Here is a 26,474-nt window from a genome sequence, read left to right as displayed (position 1 = left end):
CGCTCTTCGCAAATACGCAGGCCCGCAACACTTTTGCCTATTCCGCGGCATGTGCTCCGCGTGGGTGCCGGGTTCCGTGCTGGGGAGCCTGAAGCGGGAGTCCGAGCCTTCTCTTCTGACTCGGCCTTGGCCTCTCCAAGCTTCCGTGATTCCTTTGTACCCCGTGACCGCGGTCACATCAAGGGCCAAATCGGCAGTAGTCCGGATCGTTACGAGTGTCGGTAGCTGGCGTGCGAAGAGTGGGCTAGAAACCGAAGCGCCGCAGCAACGAATACGTCAGTGCGCCGGCGGCCAGGGCGCTGATCCCCACTGCCGCAGTAGTGGCGACCGCAGCACCCGACGGCGCCGGGATCCGGTCCCGTAGCGACACCGGATTGGAGAAGTTGAGCACCGGCCAGCCCCGGGCGACGGCCTCTTTGCGCAACGCGCGGTCGGGGTTCACCACGCTCGGATGACCCACAGCCTCGAGCATCGGAAGGTCGGTGATCGAGTCGGAGTAGGCGTAGGAATGCTCGAGCGCATAGCCCTCGCGCGCGGCCAGTTCCCGGATCGCGGCGACCTTGCCCTCGCCGTAGCAGTAGAAGGCGATCTCTCCGGTGTATTTGCCGTCCTCGACGACCATTCGGGTGGCCATCGCGTGCGTGGCGCCCAGCGCCCGGGCGATCGGCGCCACGATCTCCTCGCCCGAAGCCGACACCATGACCACGTCACGGCCGCACAGTTTGTGGTCGGCGATCAACTCCGCCGCCTCGGCGAAGACCAAGGGGTTGACGATGTCATGCAGGGTTTCGCTGACGATCGACTTGACCTGCTCGACGTCCCAACCGGTGCACATGTTCGTCACATAAGCGCGCATACGGTCCATCTGATCGTGGTCAGCCCCGGACATCAAAAACAGGAATTGGGCGTACGTGGACTTCAAGACAGCCCGCCGATTCAAAAGTCCTTGCTCAAAGAAAGGTTTGCTGAAGGCCAGAGTGCTTGATTTCGCGATGACCGTTTTATCGAGGTCGAAGAAGGCGGCGGTTCGGACCGGGGCGTCCGTCGACGCGGCCGTCTGCGGAGCGTCGCCCGCCTCGGCAGTCGGACCAGATGCGCTCACGCCGCAAGCATAGGTGCCCGCATGTGACAAACGCCGGAGGAGTGTACAAAGTGGCAGGTTATGACAGGTGTCGGAGACACCACACTTCTGTGAAACGGCCCGGTTCTGTACAGGTCCAGCACTTGCGCCGAGGCGGACTTGCGTGTGTATAGTGAGCGTTACCCGGCTTATGTCGGGTGTGCATCAGCCCGACCCCCCGGGGCTGATACACGACGACCTCCGCCTCCTCCCCCCCTGGCGGGGGTCGTCCCTTTTTCGGGGCTTTTCGCAATCCGGATATGTATTGCCATTCGCGACGGTTGCGGAATCTCGTTTTCGGTCCGTGATCGCATTGCCGTGCCATCCCCAAGCCCGGGTTGATGCACAGATCAGGCGCCGTCTGTAGCGCCCCCACAACGGCAGGCCGCAGGGTGAAGGCGTGGCTTCGCTCAGTGGATATCTCGTGGTCGTCGCAGATCCCGTCCTGCGGGACGACGTGGACCGGGTGTGCGCCGCGGCGGGCGTATCGGTCGTTCACGCGCCGGAACCGTCAAGCCGCAAAGTCTGGACCGACGCGGCGGCGATAGTGCTCGACACCACGGGCGCCCAGCGATGTGTCGCCCGCGCGCTGCCCCGTCGCACCCGGGTCGTTGTGGTGGGCCGCGGCGAACCGGCGGAAGCGGACTGGCGGGTGGCGATCGCGGTGGGCGCGCAACGGGTGCTGGCCCTGCCCGCTCAGGATGACGAGCTGATGGCCGAGTTGGCCGAGGCCTCCGAGGGATTGCACGACAAGGCGGACCGCGGCGCGGTCGCCGCGGTCATCGCCGGCCGCGGTGGCGCGGGGGCATCGGTCTTCGCGTCGGCGCTCGCACTGGCCGCCCCCGAAGCCTTGCTGATCGACGTCGACCCGTGGAGCGGTGGACTCGATCTGGTGATAGGCGGCGAAGCCGAGTCCGGGCTGCGCTGGCCGGACCTGCAGCTGCAGGGCGGACGGCTGAACTATGCCGCGCTGCGTGAGGCGCTGCCCCGCGTGCAGCGCGTCAGCGTGTTGTCCGGCAGCCGCGGCGGTGCCGATGTCGATCCGAGACCGCTCGGCGCCATGATCGACGCTGGCAGTCGCAGCGGCGCGACGGTCGTGTGCGACGTCCCGAGGCGGTCGACCGCGGCGGCGGAGACCGCACTGGCCGCCGCCGATCTCGCGGTGGTGATGACGCCGGCGGACGTCCGGTCCTGCGCCGCGGCCGACGTCGTGGCACGGTGGGTGTCGACGCTGAATCCGAACGCTGGTGTTGTGGTGCGAGGCCCGGCACCGGGCGGGCTGAGGTCGACGGACGTCGCCGAGATCGTCGGCCTGCCGCTGCTGGCGAGGATGCGGCCGCAACCGGGTATGGCCGTCACCCTCGAGCGCGGTGGACTGCGGGCCGGTCGACGATCACCGCTCGGCCGCGCCGCACGCAAGGTGTTGGCGATTCTGCATCAGCATCCCGCGGTCGTCCCATGAGCGACTCGTTGATCGACCGGGTTCGCGAGCGGCTCGCCGCGGAGACCGTGCCGCTGCGGCCCACGGTGGTCGCCGCCGCGATCCGCGCGGAATCGGGTGGTGTGCTCGGTGACAGTGAAGTGCTCAGCGGGCTGCGACTACTGGAGACGGAGCTGACCGGCGCGGGGGTGCTCGAACCGTTGCTGTGTGCCCACGACACGACGGACGTCCTGGTCACCGCGCCGGACGCGGTATGGGTGGACGACGGAAACGGGTTGCGCCGCACCGGGATCCGGTTCCCTGATGAGAACTCCGTACGGCGGCTCGCCCAGCGGCTCGCGCTGGCGGCGGGGCGACGCCTCGATGAGGCGCAACCGTGGGTCGACGGGCAGTTGACCGGCCTCGGGACCGGGCAGTTCACCGTGCGTCTGCACGCGGTCCTGCCACCGATCGCTCCGGCGGGGACGTGTCTGTCGCTGCGGGTGCTGCGTCCCGCCACCCAGGATCTGGCGTCGTTGTCGGCGGCGGGGGCGATCGAGCCGGCCGCCGCGTCGCTGCTCGACGGCATCGTCCGTGCCCGGCTGGCATTCCTTGTCTCGGGCGGAACCGGCGCGGGCAAGACGACGTTGCTGGCCGCGCTGCTCGGTACGGTCCCCACCGCCGAACGCATCGTCTGCGTCGAGGACGCCCCCGAACTCGCTCCGCGGCATCCGCACCTGGTGAAGCTGGTCGCTCGCTGCGCCAACGTCGAGGGTGCGGGCGAGGTGAGCATGCGCGACCTGGTCCGGCAAGCGCTGCGGATGAGGCCCGACCGCATCATCGTCGGCGAGGTCCGCGGCGCCGAGGTGGTTGATCTGCTCGGGGCGCTCAACACTGGTCACGACGGTGGCGCCGGCACCGTGCACGCCAACAGTCCTACCGAGGTACCCGCCCGTCTGGAGGCTCTGGCGGCGCTCGGCGGCCTCGACCGGGCCGCGTTGCACAGTCAGCTGGCGGCCGCGGTACAGGTGGTGATCCACGTCGACCGCGATCGGCTGGGAGCGCGGCGGCTCAGCGAGATCGCGGTGTTGACGGGGGGTACCGACGGCCGGGTCGGCGCTGCGACGGCGTGGAGCCTCGGGTCCGGCTTCGGCCAGGGAGCGCCGCGCCTGAACGCTCTCATCCGCGAGCGGGGCGGCTCGTGAGCGTCGCGGCGCTGGCCGTCGCACTGGCGCTTCTGGTCGCACCCGGGCGGCGCCGGCGGGGGGTGCCGGAGCCCCGCCGACGCCGGCGTGCCTTCCGGATACCGCTCGGGCTGTGGCTGATCGGAGTCCTCGCCGCGCCGACGGTTGTCGCCCCGCTCGGTGTCGTCGTCGCAGCCGCGATAGCCGCCGGCACTGTCGCAGCACGCACGCGGCGCCGTCGTCGGAGGCGCGAACGGGCCGCGGAGGCGGCGGCGCTGGAGGGCGCGCTCGACGTCCTGGTCGGAGAGTTGCGCATCGGTGCTCATCCGGTGACCGCGTTCGACACCGCGGCAGCGGAGACCGAAGGGACTGCGGCGGCGTCACTTCGGACGGTGGCGGCCAGGGCACGAATGGGAGCCGACGTCGCGGCCGGGCTGCGGAGTGTGGCGGCGCAGTCGGCGTTGCCCGCGTATTGGCGACGGCTCGCGGTCTGCTGGGAGCTGGCGCAGTCCCACGGACTCGCCATCGCGACGCTGGTGCACACGGCCCAACGCGACATCGTTGCGCGGGAGCGGTTCTCGGCACAGGTGAACGCCGGGATGGCGGGCGCTCGCACCACCGCGACCATCCTCGCCGTACTTCCGCTGCTCGGCGTCGGGTTGGGCGAGCTGATCGGAGCACATCCACTGCGCTTCCTGTTCTCGACCGGCCAGTGGTTGTTGGTCATCGGTGTGACGCTGACGTGTACGGGGTTGGCATGGTCGGACCGCATCACCAGCGGGGTCCTCGAATGACGCTCGCCGCAGCGCTTCTCGCGATAGCCGCGCTGGTCGCGGGTACGGATGCGCGAGCGCGGATCCGAAGTACGCAGGACACGGCCCCGCGGCACCAGGAGACTGTCGGGCCGAACGATCCGCTCGCATTCGCTTCCGCGCTCGACGTGCTCGCGGCTTGCCTGCACTCGGGGATGGCGGTGGCCGGCGCCGCCGCGGCGGCGGTTCCGTCGGCACCGCCGCGGGTAGCCCGTGTGCTGGCCCGTGCCGCGGACCTCCTTGCGCTGGGTGCCGACCCGTCGACCGCGTGGGCGAATGCGCCCGACGGCGACCGCAGCGTCGACGCGCTGCTGCGGTTGGCGCGACGATCGGCGGCCTCGGGAACGGCTCTGGCGCAGAGGGTCACTGCGCTGGCGACCCGATCGCGCGACGACGCGGCGGATGCGGCGCGGGCCGCGGCCGAGCGAGCATCGGTGTTGATCGCCGGTCCGCTGGGGGTGTGTTACCTACCGGCGTTCTTCTGTCTGGGCATCATCCCGGTGATCGCCGGTCTGGCCGGAGACGTATTGCGGTCCGGAATTTTGTGAAGGGTAGCGAATGGGGAGGAAAAGTGAGGGTGGACAACAAGATCCGTGCGCTTCAGGCGCGACTGACGCTGCTGATCGTCGCGGACGACGGGATGTCGACCGTCGAGTATGCGATCGGCACGATCGCTGCCGCGGCCTTCGGCGCGATCCTGTATACGGTCGTCACCGGCGACTCGATCGTCAGCGCGTTGACCAACATCATCACCCGCGCGCTGAAGACAAACGTCTAGCCGGTGAGCGTGGTGGCGCCACCGTCGAGGCGGCGTTCGCGGTGGCCGCGCTGGTCAGCATCCTCATCCTGTGCGTGGCCGGTCTCACGGCGGTGTCGATGCACATCCGATGTGTCGACGCCGCACGCGAGGCCGCGCGCCTCGCCGCCCGTGGTGACGACGGTCGCGACACTGCCCGCGGTCTCGCGCCTGATGGAGCCACCGTCGACATCCGTCGCGACGGTCGATTCGTTGTCTCCACCGTCAGTGCGCGCTCGCCGCTGCTGCCCGTACTCACCGTCGAAGCGCGAGCGGTGGCGGCTGTGGAACCGGGTTCGGGCTGACCGAGGTTCGACGAGCCTGATCGGCGCCGTGATGATCGCCGCGGTGGTGACGACCGCCGTCGGTGCGGGTTACCTCGGAGTGGCGGTGACGGCGCGGCACCGCGCCCAGGCGACGGCGGATCTGGCGGCGCTGGCTGCTGCGCACCGTTTTGCGTCGGGAATCGAAGAGGCATGCACATGGGCCGCCGCCGTGGCCGACGCCATGCGGACCGAGATGGTGCAGTGCGAAGCAGACGATCTCGATATCGTTGTCGCAGTCCAGGTTCCGGTAGTCCTGGGCCGATTCGGTGTCGGCACCGCGCGTGCGCTGGCTCGCGCCGGGCCGGCCGGAACCTAGGCCTCGCGTGCTTTTAAGCTAGAGATCTCGGTGGCAATGGGTCGGCGCAGCGTCGCCAGAGCGGCATACACGTCGTCGTCGAGCTCGACGCGATTCACGGTGACATGCACTGGCGCCCACTCGTGGTCGACGCCGGTCATCCTCAGCACCCCGGAGGCGATGCCGGTGGTGAACTCCGTTGCCATCCGCTCCATTTCGGCGCGGTCGTCGGGATGCACCGCGTGCTCACCGGCCAGGCTCACCCGCCAGTCGAAGAACGGAGCGGGGTCATCGAGCCACTTCAGCAAGGTCCAGTTGTTCGGGTCCACCAGCGCGCGGTGCACACCCGGCTGCGCCAAGCCGTTGAGGATCCGCTGGGCGAGGCGATCCTGTTGCGGCGACTCATCTTCGCGCTCGCTGCGCCAGTTCATCGCTCGGCACAGCAACCGATCCGGGCCGTCGTCCTCGTCGGATTCGGCCACCGTCCGCGTGACGAAGCCGACGCTGATCGGTTCGCCGTGATGGTCGGTGACGTTCCAGGTGCTGCAGAACGTCGCGCCCGGTTCGCGTTTGATCGCCATGGTCAACACCCTGGCTTCGCTCGGGTTGAGTTCACGCATCGGCAGATCGTCGGCGAATGTGCGGTTCAGCGTCGGCTCCGGGGGCGAGTCCCAGCCGCTGTTGGTCAGAGATTCCGGCGTGGCCGTGGCGATACCGGTGTTGAGGTCCCAAACCAGCGGACCGGGCACCGGCCGCTCCGGTGGTTCCATATCGGGCGGGCCGATCCATACGTGCACGCCGTGGATCCGACCGTCGGTCATCTGCACGACCTCGGTGCGAATGACACGGTCGTTCTTCGGCGTGATGCTGCTCAAGCCCTGCCGTGCTCGCACCGTTTCGCCGATCGCGGTTTGAACCGCCATCAGGTGCGGATTACGCCTCAGGAACGCACTGATCGGAACCAGGTCCTGAGTGCGACGACCCTGCGCGACCACCGCGGGCTCGCTGCCTAGCGTCTCCACGAGCAGCCAGTCGTGGCTCATGGGGCCACTTTACCGGCGCGGGTGAACGCGATTCGTGGCGCTCTCGTACGGTTGCGACGGCCTTCACCGAGGCGGTAGTTTTCGCTGCACCGGGCCACTTCCCGGAAATCCGTCAGGCGATCGTCGAGGGGTCGATCGCCCATGTCCACGGCTCACAGCGAGTGATCGGCAATTTCGCCGAGGACCAGCCGCAACACCCGCATCGCACCCTCCTTGTCCAGCGGGTCGTTGCCGTTGCCGCACTTGGGCGACTGCACGCACGACGGGCAGCCCGCAAGGCATTCGCATGCCTCGATCGCATCGGCCGTCGCGGCCCACCACGTGGTGAGCCGGTGGTAGCCGCGGTCGGCGAAACCCGCACCGCCGGGATAACCGTCGTAGACGAAGATCGTCGGCAATCCCTGCACGGGTCCCACCGCCGTCGAGACACCGCCGATGTCGCCACGGTCGCAACTGGCGACCAACGGCAGGAGGCCGATAGCGGCATGTTCTGCGGCATGAAGCGCGCCGGGCACGTGAAGCAAATCGATTCCGTTGTGCTCTAACGCCTCTGGCGTGATCGTGCACATCACCGCCATCGTCTCCAACGTGCGGGTCGGCATCTCGAGCTCGACGAAGTCGATCACCTCGCCGGTCAGTCGACGCCGCAGATATCCGATCACGGTGTTGGTGACCGACACCGGCACGAGTCCAACAGTGACGGCGCCGAACGTCTTTCGCTCGCCGGCACCGGTGACCGAGATGTCGGTGATCTCCCGCGCCGATGTGGTGTAACCCGGGTCGTCCGCGTGCACGAAGGCCACGCCGTCCTCGAAGTCGAGCGAGTCGACGACGTAGGTTTCGCCCTGATGCAGATACACCGCGCCCGGGTGAATCGAAGCCGGCGCCTGCCCCGCGCCAGTGCTGCCGAGCATGCGGCCCGTGCCCGCCTCCAGGATCGCGATCTGACCGCCCGACGACCCCCGGATGTCGACGGCCGGATGCGGGTCCATGCCGGGAGTGGGAAAGTAACCGTTGGCCCGTCGCCGCAACAGTCCGTCGTCCACGAGAGCCGCGGCCACCTCCTCGGCGTTCCACAACCGCACCTCGGCGTCGGTGAGCGGAAGTTCGGCGGCGGCGCAGAGCAATTGTGGCCCAAGCACATACGGGTTCGTCGGATCGATGACCACGCGTTCGATCGGCTTGTCCAGCAGTGCGGACGGATGGTGCACCAGATAGGTGTCGAGCGGATCGTCGCGGGCGATCAACACGATCAGCGCCCCCTGCCCGCGGCGCCCCGAGCGGCCGGCCTGCTGCCAGAACGACGTCACGGTGCCCGGGAACCCGGCGAGCACAACGGCGTCCAGCCCGGCGATGTCGACGCCGAGCTCCAACGCGTTCGTCGTCGCCAACCCCCGCAGCTCACCGTCGGCCAGCGCGCGTTCGAGCGCCCGGCGGTCCTCGGAGAGATAGCCGGCGCGATACGACGCGACCCGGTCGGCGAGATCCGGTGCGAGTTCGCTCAATCGGGTTCGCGCGCCCAATGCGGTGAGTTCGGCACCGCGCCGTGACCGCACGAAGGTGAGCATCCGGGCGCCCTCGGCGACCAGGTCGGCCATCACGCTGGCGGCCTCGGCTCCCGCCGAACGCCTTACCGGCGCCCCGTTTTCACCCACCAGGTCGTCGAGCAGCGGGGGTTCCCACAACGCCACGGTGCGCGCGCCCTGGGGTGAACCGTCCTCGGTCACCTCTTCGACCGTCTGTCCGATCAACTCGGAGGCGGTCTGGGCCGGCGATGCAGTCGTGGCGCTTGCGAATATCACGGTCGGCACGTCACCGTTCGGCGAATATCGCGCACACAGCCGCAGCAGCCGGCGCAGCACCATCGCCACGTTCGAGCCAAAAATCCCGCGGTAGTAATGGCATTCGTCGACCACGATGTAGTGCAGGTTGCGCAGGAACACCGCCCATCGGGCGTGGTTGCGCAACAGCGAGAGATGGATCATGTCGGGGTTGGAGAAGATCCACCGCGACCGCTCCCGCGCGAACCGTCGCACGTCGCTGTGGCTGTCGCCGTCGTAGGCGCACGGCGCGGCATCGGCCAGCCCCACCGCCTCGGTGAGCGTCACCGCGGCGCGCAGTTGGTCATGGCCGAGCGCCTTGGTCGGCGACAGATAGAGCACCCGGGCCCGCGAATTTTCTTTCAGGTCTGTCAATATCGGCAACTGGTAGGCGAGCGACTTGCCCGACGCGGTGCCGGTGCACAGCACGACATGGCGTCCGTCGTGTGCGAGTTCGGCCGCGGCGACCTGATGCGACCACGGAGCCTCGATACCCCGATCAACAAACGCCCGCACCACATCTGGGTCGGCCCAGCGCGGCCACTTCATCGGACGTCCCGTCCGCGGCGGAATATCCGCCACGTGGCGCAGCGGGTTCGGGCCGGCACCGACCGTGCCTTCGACCGCGCACGCGAGCAGCTCGCGGCCGAAATCAGCCATCGATCGTTCCTCCTCGAGACTCCTGTTTAGGTGAATTGTTGCCGATTTGAAACGCCGAGACTGTCGCCGCAGCGACGAACGTGATTGACTTATCGCGGTCGCAGCTTCTGTGTTCGTGTATTAGCACTCGCAGGATCGTCGTTGCGATCGCGGTTCCTGCGAGGGTTGTAGGTCGGGTTGAGTTCCGAGCTTCCACGAAGGAGAGCGGTCGGAACGGGCCCGGTGTACCGAAACACGGTGGACCGCACCCGGTGAATAAGAGAAGGAAACAACAGGAAATGCCACAGGGAACTGTGAAGTGGTTCAACGCGGAGAAGGGCTTCGGCTTCATCGCCCCGGAGGACGGCTCCGCCGACGTTTTTGTCCACTACACGGAGATTCAGGGCAGCGGCTTCCGCACCCTGGAGGAGAACCAGAAGGTCGAGTTCGAGGTTGGCCAGAGCCCCAAGGGGCCCCAGGCCACGGGTGTTCGGGCCGTCTAGAGCGACCAACACGATCGAAAGGCAACACCCCGCGAGCGTCGAGAATCGGCCGCCGCGGGGTGTTCGCTATTCCGGCGCGCTACGGCACGGCCGCCGCGGCAGACGCCGGTGACTGGCTTACTGTCGATTCGTGAGCCAGCTGTCGTTCTTCTCGGCGGAGTCGGTGCCCCCCGCGGTCGCCGACCTCACCGGGCTGCTCGCCGGGCCGGGCCAAGTGGTCCTGGTGGGCTCGGGCGGCGAACAGGGTGCGCGGCTGTCGGTCGTCGTCGAGCGGCTGTGGCGGGCCGAGGCGCTCGCGGAGATGATCGTCGAGGCCGGTCTGCAGCCCGAGATCGCCCGCACCGACGAGAACACCCCGCTGGTGCGCACCGCGGTCGACCCCCGGCTGGTCGGCATCGCCTCGGAGTGGACCCGAGGCGCCGTCAAAACCGTTCCGCCCAACTGGCTGCCGGGCCCGCGTGAGCTGCGAGCCTGGACACTGGCTGCGGGCACGCCGGAGGTCGACCGCTACCTGCTCGGCCTGGACCCGCACGCGCCCGACACGCATTCGCCCCTGGCGTCGGCAATGATGCGGGTGGGGATCGCGCCGACGCTGATCGGGACCCGCGGGTCGCGCCCGGCGCTGAGGATCAGCGGTAGACGACGGCTATCGCGCCTGGTAGAGAACGTGGGGGAACCTCCGGGGAGTGTGGAGGCGTTCCAGGAGTGGCCGCGGGTCTGACGGCCGCTGCAAGGGGGGTCAGTTTGCGTCGGCTCGCGCGGGGTGCGAAATTGTCAGTTGCCGACAGGGTCGAAGCGCCGTCTAGTACGGAATTCTGCGCTGTAGGCGACCGAAGAAGTGGAGCGTAAGTAAAAGGTGGCTGACGGGGACCGCGGAAGCGGCCGTAACGGAAGCGTCCGGCGGCTCGTCATTGTCGAGTCGCCGACAAAGGCGCGCAAAATAGCGGGCTACCTCGGCTCCAACTACATCGTCGAGTCGTCCCGCGGACACATCCGCGACCTGCCGCGCAATGCCGCCGACGTGCCCGCGAAGTACAAATCCGAGCCTTGGGCCCGCCTCGGGGTGGACGTCGACCACAACTTCGAGCCCCTCTACATCATCAGCCCGGAGAAGAAGAGCACCGTCGCCGAGCTGAAAGACCTGCTCAAGAACGTCGACGAGCTGTATCTGGCCACAGACGGCGACCGCGAGGGCGAGGCCATCGCATGGCATCTGCTCGAGACGCTCAAACCGCGCGTCCCCGTCAAGCGGATGGTGTTCCACGAGATCACCGAACCGGCCATCCGGGCCGCCGCCGAGGACCCCCGCGACCTGGACAACGACCTGGTCGACGCGCAGGAGACCCGCCGCATCCTGGACCGGCTGTACGGCTACGAGGTCAGCCCGGTGCTGTGGAAGAAGGTCGCGCCGAAGCTGTCGGCCGGCCGGGTGCAGTCAGTCGCGACGCGGATCATCGTGCAGCGCGAACGCGAACGGATGGCGTTCCGCAGCGCGGGCTACTGGGACGTCACCGCTGAACTGGACGCCAGCGTCTCCGACCCGCAGGCATCGCCGCCTACGTTCACCGCCAAGCTGAACATGGTCGACGGCCGCCGCGTGGCGACCGGACGCGACTTCGACTCGCTGGGCCAGGTCAAAAAGCCCGACGAGGTGCTGGTTCTCGACCAGTCCGCCGCAACGGCGTTGGCAGGCGGTCTGCGCGGCGCGCAGCTGGCGGTCAGCTCGGTCGAGCAGAAGCCCTACACCCGCAGGCCGTACGCGCCGTTCATGACGTCGACGCTGCAACAGGAGGCGGGTCGCAAGCTGCGGTTCTCCTCGGAGCGCACGATGAGCATCGCTCAGCGGCTCTACGAGAACGGCTACATCACCTATATGCGTACCGACTCGACCACGCTGTCGCAGTCGGCCATTGACGCCGCCCGCAACCAGGCTCGCCAGCTCTACGGCGAGGAGTACCTGCATCCGACGCCCCGGCAGTACACGCGCAAGGTCAAGAACGCCCAGGAGGCGCACGAGGCCATCCGCCCCGCCGGTGACGTCTTCCAGACCCCGGGTCAGCTGCATGGAGCACTCGACACCGACGAGTTTCGGCTCTACGAGCTGATCTGGCAGCGCACCGTGGCTTCGCAGATGGCCGATGCGCGCGGTACGACGCTGTCGCTGCGGATCTCCGGAGCGGCGAGTTCGGGCGAGCAGGTCGTGTTCAACGCCAGCGGCCGCACGATCACCTTCGCGGGCTTCTTGAAGGCCTACGTCGAGAGCATCGACGATCAGGCCGGCGGCGAGGCCGACGACGCCGAGAGCCGGCTTCCGAACCTGCAGCAGGGTCAGCGCGTCGACGCCAAGGAACTCACCGCCGACGGGCACAACACCTCGCCGCCCGCTCGCTACACCGAGGCGTCGCTGATCAAGGCGCTCGAGGACCTCGGCATCGGCAGGCCGTCGACGTACTCGTCGATCATCAAGACGATCCAGGATCGCGGTTACGTCGTGAAGCGCGGCAGCGCGCTGGTGCCGTCGTGGGTGGCGTTCGCCGTGATCGGGTTGCTCGAACAGCATTTCAGCCGCCTCGTCGACTACGGCTTCACCGCGGCGATGGAAGACGAGCTCGACGAGATCGCCGCGGGTAACGAGCGACGGACGAACTGGCTCAACAACTTCTACTTCGGCGGCGACCACGGCGTCGAGGATTCGATCGCACGAGCGGGTGGGCTCAAGAAGCTGGTCGGGGTGAACCTCGAGGAGATCGACGCCCGAGAAGTCAACTCCATCAAGCTTTTCGACGACGACCAGGGCCGTCCGATCTACGTCCGGGTGGGCAAGAACGGGGCCTACCTGGAGCGGATGGTCGCCGGCGATGACGGCGAGCTCAAACCGCAGCGGGCCAACCTCAAGGACGAGCTGACGCCCGACGAGCTGACTCTGGAGCTCGCCGAAAAGCTCTTCGCCACACCGCAAGAGGGCCGATCGCTGGGCGTCGACCCGGCGACCGGGCACGAGATCGTCGCGAAGGACGGCCGTTACGGGCCCTACGTCACCGAGGTTCTTCCTGAACCGCCCGACGACGGCGAGGCAGGGTCGACGGCGAAGAAGGGCAAGAAGCCGACGGGCCCGAAGCCACGGACGGGTTCGCTGTTGCGGTCGATGGACCTGGAGACGGTGACGCTCGAGGACGCGCTGCGGTTGTTGTCGCTGCCTCGCGTCGTCGGTGTCGACCCGAACACCGGTGAGGAGATCACCGCCCAGAACGGCCGCTACGGCCCATATCTCAAGCGCGGCACGGATTCTCGGTCATTGGCCACCGAAGAGCAGATGTTCGACATCACGCTCGAGGAGGCTTTGAAGATCTACGCCGAGCCCAAACGCCGCGGCGGTCAACGGGCTGCGGCCCCACCGCTGCGTGAGCTCGGCGAGGATCCCGCGACCGGCAAGCCGATGGTGATCAAAGACGGCCGGTTCGGCCCGTACGTCACCGACGGGGAGACCAACGCCAGCCTGCGCAAGGGCGACGACGTCCTGTCGATCACCGACGAACGCGCCGCCGAACTGCTCGCCGACCGCCGTGCGCGCGGTCCGGTGAAGCGGACGAAGAAGGCGGGCGCGAAGAAGACCACCAAGAAGGCCGCCGCGAAGAAGGCCGCCAAGAAGAGCTAGCCCGCGAACGTGACCTCGCGCTCGAGATCAGCGCGAATCCTCGGACACCACTTCACGTTCGGCGTCCTGTTCGACCTCGGCGTCAGCGTCGTTCCGCTCGGTGCGGTCGGTGGACGCCAGATTCAGCGGCCTGGCCAACTGCGTCGGGGCGACACGGCCCCGCAGTTCGACGATCTCGCCGACGTCCCAGCACAGTGCCTCGGCGTCGAGAGCCCCGCTGACCGCGATCGCCGAGGCGAGCACATGGCCCTCCTCCAGCTTGGCCAACTCGGTCAGGCGCGCCGCTTCGTTGACGGGGTCACCGATGACCGTGTACTCGAAGCGGGCCTGGGCGCCGATGTGCCCGGCGATGGCCCGGCCGGCCGACACCCCGATCCCGAACTCCGTCTGGCCCAGCACCTCGATGAGCTCGTCGTGCAGCTCGCGCGAGGCCGCAAGGGCGGCGCCGCAGGCGTCGGGATGCTCGATCGGGGCGCCGAAGATGGCCAGCGCCGCGTCGCCCTGGAACTTGTTGACGAAGCCGCCGTGCCGGTTGACCGTGTCGACCACCACGCGGAAGAAGTCGTTGAGCAGGTTGACGACCTCGGCGGCGGGGATGGTCGCCGCCAGCTGCGTCGAACCCACCAGGTCGACGAACAGCACCGCCACGTCGCGTTCCTGCCCGCCGAGCTCGGTTCCGCGCTCGAGCGCGCGCCGGGCGACGTCCTCGCCGACGTACCGGCCGAACAGGTCGCGCAGCCGCTGCCGTTCGGCCAGGTCGCGGACCATGTCGTTGAACCCGGCCTGCAGCAGGCCCAGCTCGCTGGCGTCGTAGATCTGCATGTGGGCGTTGTAGTTGCCGCGTTGCACCTCGCCGAGCGCCCAGCGCAGCTGGCGCAGCGGGTCGGCGATCGACATGGCCACCAGCACAGTACCGGCCAACCCGACCACCAGAGCGGAGATCGACAGGATCAGGATCGGGGTGGTCAGCCGGTCGGCGGGCGCGGTGAGGATCTCGAACTTGCTGGCCACGACCGCCAGCACGATCGCGATGATCGGGACCGCGGTGGACAGCACCCACGTCATCACCTGACGCGCGATCACACCGGGGGCACGGAAGTTCTCCGGTACACCGCCGCGCAGGGCGGCCACCGCGACGGGGCGCAGCACGCGTTCGGACTGCAGGTAGCCGATGATCGCCGTCGCGGTGGCGCCCAGCCCCGTGGCGACCGCGACCACCGGCGCCGACTTACTGGCCACCGGCCAACTCGCGACGATGAATACCACCGAGCCCAGGAACCAGTTCGCGACGTTGATCACCGACCGGTAGAACGGCATCTTCAGTGCGCGGGTGCGCGCCACCTCGGTGTCGGCCGGGTCCCGGTCACCGAGCAGCATGTCGCGGCGCTGCCATCGCATGACCGGGATCAGCAGCCGCAGGCTCCAATAGGCCGCCACGGTGAAGGAAACGAACAGGAAGCCGAGGAAGACCGCCAGGTTGAAGGCGGGCAGATCCTGTAGCTGGATGCGGTCCTCGGGTGGCAGGCCGAATCGCAGGAAGCTCAGGACCAGCAGGGCCCCGATGATGTCGGCCTGCACCATGCCCAGCGTGAACACCGGCCACGGGGTGCGCGCGGCCCACCGGACGAATGCGCTGATTCGCCCGATCGGTCGTTCTCCCATAGCCACGCGTCAACCGTATCGGGCATCGGCGACGGGTACGGGTGCTGTGAGACGGACGTGTCGGTTCGCAGCATTACTGTTATCTCCGATGGGCGGTGTTTTCTCGCGTCTCGTGGGTCAGCAGGCCGTTGAGGCCGAGTTGGTGGCCGCGGCGCGCGCGGCGCGTGGTGAGGCGGCTCACAGCGGGGCCGCGATCGGGACCATGACACATGCGTGGCTGATCACCGGTCCGCCCGGTTCGGGTCGGTCGGTGGCCGCGCTGTGCTTTGCCGCGGCGCTGCAGTGCACGTCGGACGGCGTGCCGGGGTGCGGGGAGTGCCGGGCCTGCACGACGACGATGGCCGGTACCCACGCCGACGTGCGGCGGATCGTCCCAGAGGGGCTGTCGATCGGTGTCGACGAGATGCGCACGATCGTGCAGATCGCGTCGCGGCGGCCGGGCACCGGGCGGTGGCAGGTCGTGGTGATCGAGGACGCGGACCGGCTCACCGAGGGCGCGGCGAACGCCCTGCTGAAGGTGGTCGAGGAACCGCCGCCGTCGACGGTGTTCCTGCTGTGCGCGCCGTCGGTCGATCCGGAGGACATCGCGATCACGCTGCGCTCGCGCTGTCGGCACGTGGCGTTGGTGACGCCGACCGTGGACGCAATCGCCGATGTGCTGATGGACAGCGACGGGCTGCCGGAGGCCGACGCGCGCTGGGCCGCGTCGGTCAGCGGCGGCCACGTCGGGCGGGCCCGGCGGTTGGCCACCGACGAGTCGGCCAGGGAGCGCCGGAAACGGGCTCTGGGCCTCGCGCGGGACGCCGCGACACCGTCGCGTGCCTACGCCGCGGCCGAGGAGTTGGTCAAGACCGCCGAGGACGAGGCGCTGGCGTTGACGGTGGAGCGCAACGAGGCCGAGACCGAGGAACTGAGGACCGCGCTCGGGGCCGGCGGCACCGGCAAGGGCACGGCCGGCTCGCTGCGCGGGGCGGCGGGCGCGCTGAGTGCCCTTGAGCGACGGCAGAAGTCGCGCAAGACGCGCGCCTCGCGCGACTCCCTCGACCGGGCGCTGATCGACTTGGCCACCTACTTCCGCGACGCGCTGCTGGTGGCATCGAACGCGGGCGGCGTTGCGCACAACCACCCCGACATGGGCGAGGAGATCGCCAGGTTGGCCGCGCACGCGCCGCCGGACAAGCTGCTGCGGTGCATCGAAGCCGTGCTGGAGTGCCGCGAGGCGCTGGCGGTCAACGTCAAGCCGAAGTTCGCGGTCGACGCGATGGTGGCGACGGTCGGACGGGCGCTGCGCGACTGAGTTGGGTCGGCGGCGGGCCCTGCCGTAGACTCGTCCCGCCTGCGGCTGACACATCTGTGAGCCGGGCACGCCACCTTAGCTCAGTCGGCAGAGCGGCTCACTCGTAATGAGCAGGTCAGGAGTTCGATTCTCCTAGGTGGCTCCAGACCGACGTCCATGCTCACGTGTCCTGCAGCACGTCCTGAGCGATTTTCATCGCCGAGTTGGCGGCCGGGAACCCGGCGTAACCGGTGCAGTGGTAGATCACTTCGGCGATCTCGTCGTCGGTCAGGCCGTTGTTACGGGCGATCTGAACGTGGATCCGCAGCTCGTCATCGGCGCGCAGCGCGATGAGAATGCCGAGCGTCACCAGGCTGCGGTCGCGGCGGCTCAACCCCTCACGGGTCCACAACCGGCCGAACACGTTGTCCATCGCGAGGCCCAGCATCTCGCCGCCGAAAGCACCTGACGGCAGTTCCACGTCGCCGTCGGGGAGGACTCCCGGGAGCAATTCGCGGAAAACCTGCAGCCCTTGTTCGCGTACGTCTGTCATGGCAGACAGCGTGGCATGAACGCTCGCTATTTCGGCGCCACGAAACCGACAGGTCCGGAAGCGATGCACACCGACAACGCCGCGGTGTTCGCGCGCACGTCGATGGCGTCGCCCGCACCCGGCAGCCGGACGAACACCCGGTTCAGTCCCGGCCGCACCGGCACCTTGACCTCATGGCCCTCGGACAACGACATCATCATCGAACCGTCGCTGTTCGCCAGATAGTTGATCTCCGCCGTCCAATCGGCCGGCAGCAGCGGGCCGTCCAACGGCATGCGGACTTCAGTCTCCGGCTGCACCAGATATCCGCAGTCCGGTTGCGGTCCCGGCACGATACTGCGCACCCACGTGACCTTCGCATCGACCACCCGGCCGGTGTGATCGAACATACGCAGTTCAGTTGTGGCCGAGGCGAATTCGGGACGGTTGGGCACCAGCGCGAACATGTGGCTGGCCCGGTTCTCGGGGCCGACCACCCGCTGCAGCACCATCGGGTCGACCTCCTGGTCGAGCATCGGCGCATTCGACATCCTCGCCGCAGTGGTCAAGCCGGACAACGCATTGCGCAGATACTCCTGCGCCGGGTTGTCACGCCACGCGGTCAGGAACGTCGCCGTTGAGTACAGACTGCTGGCGACGAAGGCCGATGTGAGGACACAGATCACCACCGCACGCCGCCGCGAGGCGTCCATCCATCGCGTCCCCTCGCGGTTAGGCGCGCACAGCCCGACCGCCGCCAGCAGCGCTAGCACGATGACGAGGTCGGGTAGATAGCGCAGCGTCTGCGCCAATTCCAAGGCGGTGAACTGTGACGACCGCATGAGATAGATCGGCACCTGGCAGGCCACCGCGTATCCGGCCGCCACCAGCCACACGGCGGCGATCCGCCGTTTACGCAGCACCGTGACCGCGACCGCCGCGGTCAGGGCAGTCCACCCCAGCACCATCACCGTCGCCTGCGGAGTGGCCCACGGCGAGGCCGGCGCCCACCGCTGCCAATCCCACGGACCGCCGACCAGCCCCGGCACGATCCCGTGCGTCACCGACCTCGCGAGCAGATCCCACGTCATCGCCAAATCGAGGGTCCACCGCTTCTGGTCGACCACGATCAGGTACACGCCGACCCAGCCGGCCGTGACCACAAGCGATGGCCCCCAGAGGCGAATGCCGCGACGCCACACCGCTTTCACCGACCCCGAGCCCGTCACGTGGCACAGCAGCGCCGTCACCGCGAACGCGACGAACGGAATCACCGCCGACTTCTCGAAGAACAGCAGCCCCCCGACGTAGACCAGCAGGGCCGTCACCGCGTGGCGACGGTCGCCGGTGCGCACGAGGAGGATCGCGTCGCCGCAGACCCACGCCATCGCCGCCAGCATCGGCAACGAGTTCAATGCCGCTGCCCACCACGCGAAGCCCGGCACCGCCAGCGGTGTGAACAATGCGAATGTCAAGGGCAACAACAGCACTGGTCGCCATCCGAGGATGACGTGCAGGGTGCGCAGCAACGCCAGTGACACCAGCAGCTGCAGAATCAACAGGCTGAGCGCAGGGCCGATCCAGTTCAGCGGCGCTATCAAGGTGATCACGCCGGCGACGAGAAACGCCCCCGGCATGACGTGGCCGTCGTGATCGTCGAACAGGTATGTCGGCGAGAACAGCGACTGGGTGCCCGCGCGCCCGATGAGAATCAGGTCGTCCCAATAGAAATAGCCGCCGAACGCCAGGACCGCCCGGATCGCCAGCTGCACGACGATCAGGGCGACGGCGGTGCGCGCGACCCAGTTGCCCAACGCGTACTTACCGCGGATACGCATCCCCTGCTTGCCGGCGTGCGATCCATGCCGACCGCACCATCTCCTCCAGCGAATGCCGCATCCGCCAGTCGAGGTCGCGCGCGGCCAGGTCTCCCGACGCGACGATACGGGCGGGGTCGCCAGGCCGGCGCGGACCGACGACCGGCTCGAAATCGAACCCGGTGACATCGCGGATGGTGGTCATGATCTCGCGAACGGAGGTGCCGCTGCCGCTGCCGAGGTTGTAGACGGGCTCGATCGGGTCGCCGGCCTCCAACCGCCGCGCGGCGGCGACGTGGGCCAGCGCGAGATCCGATACGTGGACGTAGTCGCGCACGCAGGTGCCGTCCGGCGTGGGGTAGTCGGCGCCGTTGATCCTCGGCGTCTCGTCGCGGCACAGCATGTCGAACACCAGCGGAAAGAGGTTGTGCGGGCTGACGTCGAACAGTTCGTCGGACCCCGAGCCCACGACGTTGAAATACCGCAGGCTGGTGTGGCGCAATCTGGACGCGCGTGCGGCATCGCGAATCATCCACTCGCCCACCAACTTACTGACCCCGTACGGCGACTCGGGCGCAGTGGGCGTCTGCTCCGTGACCGTGTCGACGTCCGGGGTGCCGTACGTGGCGGCGCTGGAGGAGAACACCATCTTGTTGGTGCCGGCGGCTTCCATCGCCTTGAGCAGCGTGACCATCGCTGAGACGTTCTGCTCGTAGGTGTGCAGTGGTCGTTGTACCGAGACACCGGCATACTTGAAACCCGCGATGTGGATGACGCCGTCGACGCGATGTTCGTCGAGCGTGCGGACGACGAGGTCGCTGTCGAGCAGCGTGCCGCGCACCAGCGGAACCGCCGGAGGAACGAACCGCTCGAGGCCGGTCGAAAGGTCGTCGATCACCACCACCGGCATATCGGCGTCCGATAAGGCGCGGACGACATGGGACCCGATGTAGCCCGCCCCGCCAGTCACCAGCCAAGTCATTCGATCTTCCTCACCGTAGAACGGGGCCAGCATACGGATCGGCGGCCTCTGGTCCGAACCGGCGTCATGACGCGCGTTCGTGCGACAGCGCGCTCAGGTGCACCGCGATGCCGACCGCCGGACCGCACAGCAGCGCGATCACGGTCCGCGTCTCGAGGTCGAGGGGCAACAGCAGCAACAGCGTCGACGCGATGGTCGCCGACACCCAGCCCAGCGCGTACGCGCGGTGCAGTGCTGCTGCCACTGCAGCCGCCCCCGTGAGCGTGAGGAGCGCGATAGCGATCGCACCGGCCGTCAACCATGCCAGCAGCGCGCCGTCGGCACGGTAGTCGGGACCGAACGCGCTGCGCAGCAACCACGGCCCCGCGGACCACGCGGCGAGGACGCCGAGCAGGCCGACACCGGTCACGGCGACCGCTGGCGTGAACAGGGCACGCACCCGGTGCGCGCTCTGGTCGACGAAATGGGCGACGAGATTGCCCTGCATCGCGGTGAGCGGCAGGAGCAGGGGCGCCCGTGTGAGTGTGACGGCCAGGATCACGACGCCCCCAACCGCGCCGAGGTCACCCGAGGTCGCCTGCAGCAGCACGGGAAATCCCATCACGAGGATGGCGCTCGCGCCCGCCGCGGTGATCGAGTGGAATGCGCCGCGAAGAAAGGCCGCCGTGCCGACGGCGGTCAGCAGACTCGCGGCCCGCCGGGTGGACGGCGACACGATCAGCATGAGCACCCATGCCACCGAACCGGCCACGGTGGCCCACAGGTACCCGGCCAGGCCCCAGCCGATCAGAAAGGTCGCGACGGCCACCAGCACCCGGATCACACCGTCGGTCACCATCAGCGACCCGTACGCGGTCCATCTGTCCAGCCCCGCCAGCATGCCGAGCAGCGTTGAGTGCAAACAGAATCCGGCGAGCCCGATCGCCAACAGCGCCACCGAGAGCCACTGCGATTCGACGAACACATGGCCTGACCACAACGGTGAGCTGATCGCGATGACCGCGGCCGACACCGCACCGACGCCGGCGGCCACCCACATGGGGCGACTTCGTGGCCCCTCGGCCCCCGTGGCTTGCGTCGCGGACCGCACTTCTCTGGTGGCCTCCTGCAACAGCCCCAACGCAGCACCCGAGGCCAAACCGAAAGCGCCCCAGAACACGGCGAACAGCGAGAATCCGGCGGGCTCGAGATCGCGAGCGGCCAGGTACAGCACGGCATACCCGCACAGTGCGATCACGGCGGTGGCCACTCCGACCCGCACGACGCTGCCGCGTGCCGCAGGACCGGTCGGTGATGCGCCGCTCGCGGTGAGCGGATCGAAGGGCGCGCCGGCGTCGGTCACGGCGCATCCAGCTCCGGAAGATCGGCGGAATACAGCCACGCATCCCACAGAGGGCGCAGCGACTCGTCCGCGTAATGCGATGCCAAACCGGTGAAGTCGTCGGTCACCACCGTGCTGTGGCGGTAGCGCGCGGTCCAGTCCCGCAACAGCGCGAAAAAGCTGTCGTCCCCAAGCTGTCGCCGCAGCACGTGCAGCGTAAGGGCGCCGCGCTTGTACACGCGGTCGTCGAACATGTCGCGCGGACCCGGATCGGCGAGGACGAGGTCTCGCGGCGAGTTGGCGAGCCGCTGGTAGTAGTGCTGCGCCCACTCGTCGGCCGTGCGGCCGCCGGAGTTCTCCGACCACAACCACTCGGCGTAACAGGCGAATCCCTCGTGCAACCAGATGTGCCGCCAGCGCTTGGCGGTCACGCAGTTGCCGAACCACTGGTGCGCGAGTTCGTGTGCGATCAGTCGCCCGGCGCCACCCTTACCGTCGCAGTGGTTGGCCCCGAATATCGAAATTCCCTGTGCCTCAAGCGGAATCTCGAGGTCGTCGTCGGTGACCACGACCGTGTAGCCCTCGCTCAGGGGGTAGTCGCCGAACAGCTTGACGAACAACTCCATCATCTGCGACTGATCGGCGAAGTCGTGGTCGAACTCGTCGCGCAGCCGGTCGGGTAGCACCGCGTGAATCGGAACCCCGTTCTTGGCCAGCCGGCGACGCTCGTACATCCCGATCTGCAGCGTGATCAGATAGGTCGAGGTCGGTTCGGGCAACTCGTAGGTCCATGTCGTCATTCCCGCCCGGGCTCGTCGAGACACCAACTCGCCGTTGGCGATCACCCGATAGGGGCTCTCGGCGGAGATTTGGATACGAAAGCTCGCCTTCGCGCTCGGGTGGTCGTCACAGGGGAACCAGGACTGGGCCCCGTTCGGCTGGCCTGCCACCAGGGCGCCATCGGTCAGCTCCTCGAAGCCCACCTCGCCCCACAGCGAACGGATGGGCCGGGGCGTGCCCCCGTACCGCACGACGACCGTCATCGCCGCCCCGGGCGACAGTGGATCGCGCAACGCGATGTACAGCTTTCCTGCTGAGATGCGGAACTGTTGGGGCCGAGAGCCGTTCACGCTCACCTTCGTCACCGACAGCGTGTCGGCGAGGTCGAGGGTGAAGGTCCGCAGCGTCGCGAGCGTCACCGCGGTGATCGTCGCCGTACCGGTCAGCCGGTTGATCGCCACCTTGTAGGTGAGATCGAGTTCATAGCGCGACACCCGATAACCGAAATTCCCGCTGGAGGGCAGATACGGGTCGATGACCGGTGTCGCCTTCTTCTTACTTCGGGTCACGCGGCGGTTTCTGCGGTCGCGGATGCCGGCGTGTCACCGCGCTTCTTGCGGGGCGCGTGCCACGGTGCGATGGGATTACCCTGCCACCGGGTCGACGCGGGCACCTCGTCGCCGCGCATGACCAGCGACGCCGGACCGACGGTCGCTCCCGCGCCGATGCGGGCGGCGGGCAGGACCACACCATGGGCCCCTAGCGTCGAACCCCGCTCCAGCACAACGCGGTCCATCCGCATGATCCTGTCGTGGAACAGGTGCGTCTGCACCACACAGCCACGGTTGACGGTGGCGCCCTCCTCGAGGGTGACCAGGTCGGCCTCGGGTAGCCAATACGTCTCACACCACACGCCGCGGCCGATCCTGGCGCCGAGCGCCCGCAGCCACAGATTCATCACCGGGGTGCCGCTGGCCGCACGCGCAAACCACGGGGCGGCGACAGTCTCGACGAAGGTGTCGTAGACCTCGTTGCGCCAGACGAACGGCGACCAGAGCGGGTGTTCGTCGGGCTCGATGCGGCCGACCACAAGCCATTTCGCTATCACGGCGGCCGTGCCCGCAACCACCCCGGCGACCAACAGCAACGCGCCGGCGCTCAGAGCGGCCCATACCCAACCGGCTTCAACGGCCAGCGACTGGAGAGCGAGCAGCACCGCGACACCGATCGCGAACGTCACGATCAGCGGTACGATCCGGCACGTCTCGACCAGGCTGCGCAACACCTTCAGGCGAGCGGACGGATGGAACGTGCGCAGCGCGTCAGCGGCGGTCGGTTTGCGGCGCAACCGCACCGGAGGGCTGCCCAACCAGGAGGAGCCCGCCTTGGCCTTGTGCGGGGCCGCCGACAACACGGCCACCAGACCGTCATCGGGAACCTTGCGACCGGGCTGCGTGATGCCCGAGTTACCGAGGAACGCCCGCTTGCCGATCGTGGCCTTCGCGACGTGGATCCAGCCGCCGCCCAACTCATAGGACGCCACCATGGTGTCGTCGGCGAGGAAGGCGCCGTCCTCGACCACCGTGAACTTCGGCGTGAACAGGGCCGTCGAAATCTCGGTTCCGCGACCGACTCTCGCGCCGAGCGCCCGCAGCCACCACGGCGTGAGCAGGCTCGCGTAGATCGGGAACAGGTACGTGCGTGCGGCGTCCATCAGCCGTTCGGTGGCCCAGATCTGCCATCCCGAACGGCTGCGCACCGGGTGATATCCCTCGCGCAGCCCGAGCGAGAGCAGCCGCACTCCGATGACCGTGAGCGCCGCGTAGGTGATGGCGGCCGCCAGGGTTGCCACCGGTGTCCACAGCACCGCGGGCCCGATCGCGGCCGTCACCGAATCCGTATGGCGCACGGCGTATCCGATGACGCCGAGGCCGGCCGCGAGCGCGAGCAGCGGAAGCCCGCTGAAAAGGATGGATGTAACCCCGTAGACCGCCACCCACAGCGGCGCCCGAGGCGGGCGGTCCTGCGGCCAGGGGTGGCGGGCCTTGCCGGACTTCACCGCCGGCGAACCCTTCCAATACTGGCCGTTCTTCACCTTGCCGACGACGCCGGATCCCGGGGCGACATCGGCGTTCTTGCCGACGACGGCGCCGGGCAGCAGCGTCGTCCGTGCGCCGATCGTCGCATCGTTTCCGACGGTGATCGGCCCGACGTGGAACAGGTCGCCATCGACCCAGTGTCCGGACAGGTCGACCTCGGGTTCGATCGAGCTGCGGTGTCCGAGTTTGAGCATCCCGGTGACCGGTGGGGTGGAATGCAGGTCCACGCCCTTGCCGACCTTGTTGCCCAGCGCGCGTGCGTAGTACACCAACCACGGTGCACCGGCGAGGTTTTCGGCGCCGCTGGCCTCGGCGAGCCGTTCGGCGAGCCACACCCGGAGGTGGACGGGCCCGCCGCGCCGGTAGGTTCCCGGTGTCAGCCCGTCGAGCAGTAGTCGGGCGCACAGGGCCGCGATAGCCATTCGGCCCAGCGGCGTGACGAACAGCAGGAAGCCCACGCCGACCCACCACCAGTTCAGGGGGGCGGTCCACGGGACGAACCCCGCCAGCACGTTGTTGGCCGCCGCCATCCACACCACCCACTGCAATCCGGTCAACGCGGCCAGGGGCAGCGACAGCGCCACCTGCACGGCCTGTGTCAGGCGCGACGTCGGCTTCACCTCGCGTGCACGCACCCGCGGCGGTGGATCGAGTTCGTCGAGGTACCCCGCGAGCGAACCCAGACGGGGATGGTCGTAGAGGTCGGCGACGGTCACCTGGGGGTGGCGGCGCCGTAGCGCGGCGACCAGTTGCGCCGCGGACAGCGAGCCGCCGCCGAGGGCGAAGAAGTCGGCCTCTGGACCGTCCACCGGTGCGGCCAGTACGTCGCGCCAGAGGCCGGCCAGCCAGCCCATGGTCCCGGTCAACTCGGCCCCCTCGTCGTCGCCGACGTCGACCGGCCACGGCAGCGCGCCGCGGTCGACCTTGCCGGAGGTGCGGGTCGGTAATTCGTCAACCAGCACGAGGCGGGGCACCAGCGGCGCGGGCAAGGTCTCGGAAAGCGACACCCGGGCCTTCGCGAGGTCGAACGCGGGATCGGTGCTCGCGACGTAGCCGACCAGCAGCGGTGTGCCGCTGGCGGTGCTGCGGACCGCGGCGGCTGCGCCGCTCACGCCAGGCAGGGTGACCAGCGCGGTGTCCACCTCACCGAGCTCGATGCGGCGCCCGCCGACCTTGACCTGGTCGTCGACGCGGCCGACGAAGTAGAGCCCGTCGGATTCCAGGCGCACCAGGTCACCGCTGCGGTAGGCGCGCTTCCAGCCAAGCGTCGGCATCTCCGCGTACTTCTGGGCGTCCCTGTCGGGGTCGAGGTAGCGGGCCAGGCCGACGCCGCCGATGATCAGCTCGCCCACCGCGCCGTACGGCACCGGCTCACCGTGCCAGTCGACGACGGCCAGGTCCCAGCCGACCAGCGGCAGGCCGATGGTCACCGGGCCGGCTGGGGACAACCGGGCGGCACACGCCACGACCGTCGCCTCCGTCGGCCCGTAGGTGTTCCAGACCTCGCGGCCCTCGACGGCGAGCCGCTCGGCCAGTTCGGGCGGGCATGCTTCGCCGCCGAAGATCAGCAGCCGCACCGCCTCGAGCGCCTCCGCCGGCCACAACGCGGCCAGCGTCGGCACCGTCGAGACCACCGTGATGTCGCGCGCGACCAACCAGGGGCCCAGGTCCATCCCGCTGCGCACCATCGAACGCGGCGCGGGCACGAGGCACGCTCCGTGGCGCCAGGTCAGCCACATCTCCTCGCACGACGCGTCGAACGCCACCGACAAACCGGCCAGCACGCGGTCGCCCGGCCCGAGCGGATTGTCCGCAAGGAACAACCGTGCCTCGGCGTCGACGAACGCCGCCGCGCTGCGGTGGGTGACCGCGACCCCTTTGGGGGTGCCGGTCGAGCCGGACGTGAAGATGATCCATGCGTCGTCACGACCGATCGGCGCCGCCGCCCGCCAACCCCGTGACGAACCCGGCCCGCGCGACAGCCCTGCCTCGGTGATGATCGCCACGACGTTGGCCTCGCTGAACACCAGCTCGGCGCGTTCCTGAGGATCGTCGGCGTCCACGGGAACGTAGGCGGCGCCGGTGGCCAGCACGGCGAGTATCGCCACGTACAGCGCGTAGCTGCCCGACGGCATCCGGATCCCGATCCGGTCGCCGCGGCCGATTCCCCGCGCTGCCAGCCAGCGCACGCTGTCCTCGATATCGGTGATCAGCTCGGCATAGGTGAGCTGGACATCGCCGTCGTCGATGGCGGGCGCCTCCGGGTAGCGCCTCGCGGTCTCGTAGAGGATGTCGATGAGCGTGCGCGGCTCCGGCGCGAACGGGGACAACAGATATTGAGGTGGGATCTCCTGCCGCAACTCCCCAGTCACGGCTATAAAGCTACTCAGCC

The 26,474-nt window shown here is 68.6% G+C and carries 21 protein-coding genes and 1 tRNA gene; 12 read left to right on the top strand and 10 right to left on the bottom strand.

Annotation, left to right across the window (positions count from 1 at the left end; genetic code table 11):
* Window positions 1–244: 244 nt before the first annotated feature.
* Window positions 245–1,102 carry an HAD-IB family hydrolase gene (locus tag A5650_RS08490; protein WP_067288927.1) on the bottom strand — a complete coding sequence of 286 codons (858 nt, stop codon included), beginning with the start codon at window positions 1,100–1,102 and terminating at the stop codon, window positions 245–247.
* Between the two features lie 418 nt (window positions 1,103–1,520).
* Between A5650_RS08490 and ssd the strand changes: the two genes are divergently transcribed.
* From ssd to A5650_RS08455, 7 genes are read left to right on the top strand one after another with little or no spacing between them, the layout of a single operon-like run.
* The gene (gene ssd / locus A5650_RS08485) at window positions 1,521–2,582 is read left to right on the top strand and encodes a septum site-determining protein Ssd (protein WP_067288924.1); all 1,062 of its coding nucleotides are present in this window, start codon (window positions 1,521–1,523) and stop codon (window positions 2,580–2,582) included.
* Window positions 2,579–3,745: a TadA family conjugal transfer-associated ATPase gene (locus tag A5650_RS08480; RefSeq protein WP_067288921.1), complete on the top strand. Its 1,167-nt coding sequence runs from the start codon at window positions 2,579–2,581 to the stop codon at window positions 3,743–3,745. Before ssd ends, A5650_RS08480 begins: the two co-directional genes overlap by 4 nt.
* Window positions 3,742–4,518 (top strand): type II secretion system F family protein, encoded by a 777-nt coding sequence (locus A5650_RS08475; RefSeq protein WP_067288918.1) that lies wholly within the window; start codon window positions 3,742–3,744, stop codon window positions 4,516–4,518. Before A5650_RS08480 ends, A5650_RS08475 begins: the two co-directional genes overlap by 4 nt.
* Window positions 4,515–5,084 (top strand): type II secretion system F family protein, encoded by a 570-nt coding sequence (locus A5650_RS08470; protein WP_067288911.1) that lies wholly within the window; start codon window positions 4,515–4,517, stop codon window positions 5,082–5,084. The genes A5650_RS08475 and A5650_RS08470 overlap by 4 nt, the downstream gene beginning before the upstream one ends.
* Before the next feature lie 23 nt (window positions 5,085–5,107).
* Window positions 5,108–5,314, top strand: coding sequence for a DUF4244 domain-containing protein (locus tag A5650_RS08465; RefSeq protein ID WP_067288909.1), 207 nt, complete (start codon window positions 5,108–5,110; stop codon window positions 5,312–5,314).
* Between the two features lie 41 nt (window positions 5,315–5,355).
* On the top strand, window positions 5,356–5,637 hold the full coding sequence (locus A5650_RS08460; protein ID WP_082950665.1) for a TadE family type IV pilus minor pilin: 282 nt from the start codon (window positions 5,356–5,358) through the stop codon (window positions 5,635–5,637).
* Window positions 5,615–5,974, top strand: a complete 360-nt coding sequence (locus A5650_RS08455) for an Rv3654c family TadE-like protein (protein ID WP_286150365.1) — start codon at window positions 5,615–5,617, stop codon at window positions 5,972–5,974. The genes A5650_RS08460 and A5650_RS08455 overlap by 23 nt, the downstream gene beginning before the upstream one ends.
* Here A5650_RS08455 and A5650_RS08450 read toward each other — a convergent pair.
* Window positions 5,971–6,996 (bottom strand): PAS domain-containing protein, encoded by a 1,026-nt coding sequence (locus tag A5650_RS08450; protein ID WP_067288903.1) that lies wholly within the window; start codon window positions 6,994–6,996, stop codon window positions 5,971–5,973. The genes A5650_RS08455 and A5650_RS08450 overlap by 4 nt on opposite strands.
* 152 nt (window positions 6,997–7,148) lie before the next feature.
* Window positions 7,149–9,476 (bottom strand): DEAD/DEAH box helicase, encoded by a 2,328-nt coding sequence (locus A5650_RS08445; RefSeq protein ID WP_067288898.1) that lies wholly within the window; start codon window positions 9,474–9,476, stop codon window positions 7,149–7,151.
* A gap of 278 nt (window positions 9,477–9,754) precedes the next feature.
* Between A5650_RS08445 and A5650_RS08440 the strand changes: the two genes are divergently transcribed.
* The 3 genes from A5650_RS08440 to topA all read left to right on the top strand — a co-directional run bounded on the left by A5650_RS08440 (window position 9,755) and on the right by topA (window position 13,613).
* A complete protein-coding gene (locus A5650_RS08440; RefSeq protein WP_006243848.1) occupies window positions 9,755–9,958 on the top strand; it encodes a cold-shock protein in 204 nt (67 codons plus the stop codon).
* Window positions 9,959–10,088: 130 nt separating this feature from the next.
* Window positions 10,089–10,679 carry a hypothetical protein gene (locus A5650_RS08435; RefSeq protein WP_067288895.1) on the top strand — a complete coding sequence of 197 codons (591 nt, stop codon included), beginning with the start codon at window positions 10,089–10,091 and terminating at the stop codon, window positions 10,677–10,679.
* 135 nt (window positions 10,680–10,814) lie between these two features.
* Window positions 10,815–13,613 carry a type I DNA topoisomerase gene (gene topA, locus A5650_RS08430; RefSeq protein ID WP_067288891.1) on the top strand — a complete coding sequence of 933 codons (2,799 nt, stop codon included), beginning with the start codon at window positions 10,815–10,817 and terminating at the stop codon, window positions 13,611–13,613.
* A gap of 27 nt (window positions 13,614–13,640) precedes the next feature.
* On the opposite strand, the gene A5650_RS08425 is transcribed toward topA, so the two are convergent.
* On the bottom strand, window positions 13,641–15,275 hold the full coding sequence (locus tag A5650_RS08425) for an adenylate/guanylate cyclase domain-containing protein (RefSeq protein ID WP_067288881.1): 1,635 nt from the start codon (window positions 15,273–15,275) through the stop codon (window positions 13,641–13,643).
* 88 nt (window positions 15,276–15,363) lie between these two features.
* Here A5650_RS08425 and A5650_RS08420 point away from each other — a divergent pair, with 88 nt between their 5' ends.
* Together A5650_RS08420 and A5650_RS08415 are read left to right on the top strand one after the other, a co-directional pair.
* On the top strand, window positions 15,364–16,572 hold the full coding sequence (locus A5650_RS08420; protein WP_067288878.1) for a DNA polymerase III subunit delta': 1,209 nt from the start codon (window positions 15,364–15,366) through the stop codon (window positions 16,570–16,572).
* A gap of 69 nt (window positions 16,573–16,641) precedes the next feature.
* Window positions 16,642–16,717, top strand: a tRNA-Thr gene (locus A5650_RS08415).
* A gap of 15 nt (window positions 16,718–16,732) precedes the next feature.
* Here the strand turns inward: A5650_RS08415 and A5650_RS08410 are convergent.
* The 6 genes from A5650_RS08410 to A5650_RS08385 form a co-directional block, all read right to left on the bottom strand.
* On the bottom strand, window positions 16,733–17,104 hold the full coding sequence (locus tag A5650_RS08410) for a carboxymuconolactone decarboxylase family protein (RefSeq protein WP_067288875.1): 372 nt from the start codon (window positions 17,102–17,104) through the stop codon (window positions 16,733–16,735).
* Window positions 17,105–17,130: 26 nt separating this feature from the next.
* Complete coding sequence (locus A5650_RS08405; protein WP_082950664.1) at window positions 17,131–18,921, bottom strand: hypothetical protein; 1,791 nt, start codon at window positions 18,919–18,921, stop codon at window positions 17,131–17,133.
* Window positions 18,905–19,882: a UDP-glucose 4-epimerase GalE gene (galE, locus tag A5650_RS08400; protein WP_067289150.1), complete on the bottom strand. Its 978-nt coding sequence runs from the start codon at window positions 19,880–19,882 to the stop codon at window positions 18,905–18,907. The genes A5650_RS08405 and galE overlap by 17 nt, the downstream gene beginning before the upstream one ends.
* 64 nt (window positions 19,883–19,946) lie before the next feature.
* A complete protein-coding gene (locus A5650_RS08395; RefSeq protein WP_067288871.1) occupies window positions 19,947–21,224 on the bottom strand; it encodes a polysaccharide biosynthesis protein in 1,278 nt (425 codons plus the stop codon).
* Complete coding sequence (locus A5650_RS08390; RefSeq protein WP_067288868.1) at window positions 21,221–22,552, bottom strand: M1 family metallopeptidase; 1,332 nt, start codon at window positions 22,550–22,552, stop codon at window positions 21,221–21,223. Before A5650_RS08390 ends, A5650_RS08395 begins: the two co-directional genes overlap by 4 nt.
* On the bottom strand, window positions 22,549–26,454 hold the full coding sequence (locus A5650_RS08385; RefSeq protein WP_231992568.1) for a Pls/PosA family non-ribosomal peptide synthetase: 3,906 nt from the start codon (window positions 26,452–26,454) through the stop codon (window positions 22,549–22,551). The genes A5650_RS08390 and A5650_RS08385 overlap by 4 nt, the downstream gene beginning before the upstream one ends.
* Window positions 26,455–26,474 lie beyond the last annotated feature (20 nt).

Origin of the sequence: Mycobacterium sp. 1164985.4 (assembly GCF_001668575.1) — a bacterium.
GTDB lineage: Bacteria > Actinomycetota > Actinomycetes > Mycobacteriales > Mycobacteriaceae > Mycobacterium.
The sequence above is the reverse complement of the archived record's forward strand: the minus strand, read 5'-3'. Positions and strand labels throughout refer to the sequence as shown.

Excerpts from the sequence above, each read along its gene's own strand:
- A5650_RS08480 (WP_067288921.1), top strand. The coding sequence starts at position 2,579 with ATGAGCGACTCGTTGATCGACCGGGTTCGCGAGCGGCTCGCCGCGGAG.
- A5650_RS08470 (WP_067288911.1), top strand. The coding sequence starts at position 4,515 with ATGACGCTCGCCGCAGCGCTTCTCGCGATAGCCGCGCTGGTCGCGGGT.
- A5650_RS08450 (WP_067288903.1), bottom strand. The coding sequence starts at position 6,996 with ATGAGCCACGACTGGCTGCTCGTGGAGACGCTAGGCAGCGAGCCCGCG.
- A5650_RS08445 (WP_067288898.1), bottom strand. The coding sequence starts at position 9,476 with ATGGCTGATTTCGGCCGCGAGCTGCTCGCGTGCGCGGTCGAAGGCACG.
- A5650_RS08440 (WP_006243848.1), top strand. The coding sequence starts at position 9,755 with ATGCCACAGGGAACTGTGAAGTGGTTCAACGCGGAGAAGGGCTTCGGC.
- A5650_RS08425 (WP_067288881.1), bottom strand. The coding sequence starts at position 15,275 with ATGGGAGAACGACCGATCGGGCGAATCAGCGCATTCGTCCGGTGGGCC.
- A5650_RS08420 (WP_067288878.1), top strand. The coding sequence starts at position 15,364 with ATGGGCGGTGTTTTCTCGCGTCTCGTGGGTCAGCAGGCCGTTGAGGCC.
- A5650_RS08410 (WP_067288875.1), bottom strand. The coding sequence starts at position 17,104 with ATGACAGACGTACGCGAACAAGGGCTGCAGGTTTTCCGCGAATTGCTC.
- A5650_RS08405 (WP_082950664.1), bottom strand. The coding sequence starts at position 18,921 with ATGCGTATCCGCGGTAAGTACGCGTTGGGCAACTGGGTCGCGCGCACC.
- galE (WP_067289150.1), bottom strand. The coding sequence starts at position 19,882 with ATGACTTGGCTGGTGACTGGCGGGGCGGGCTACATCGGGTCCCATGTC.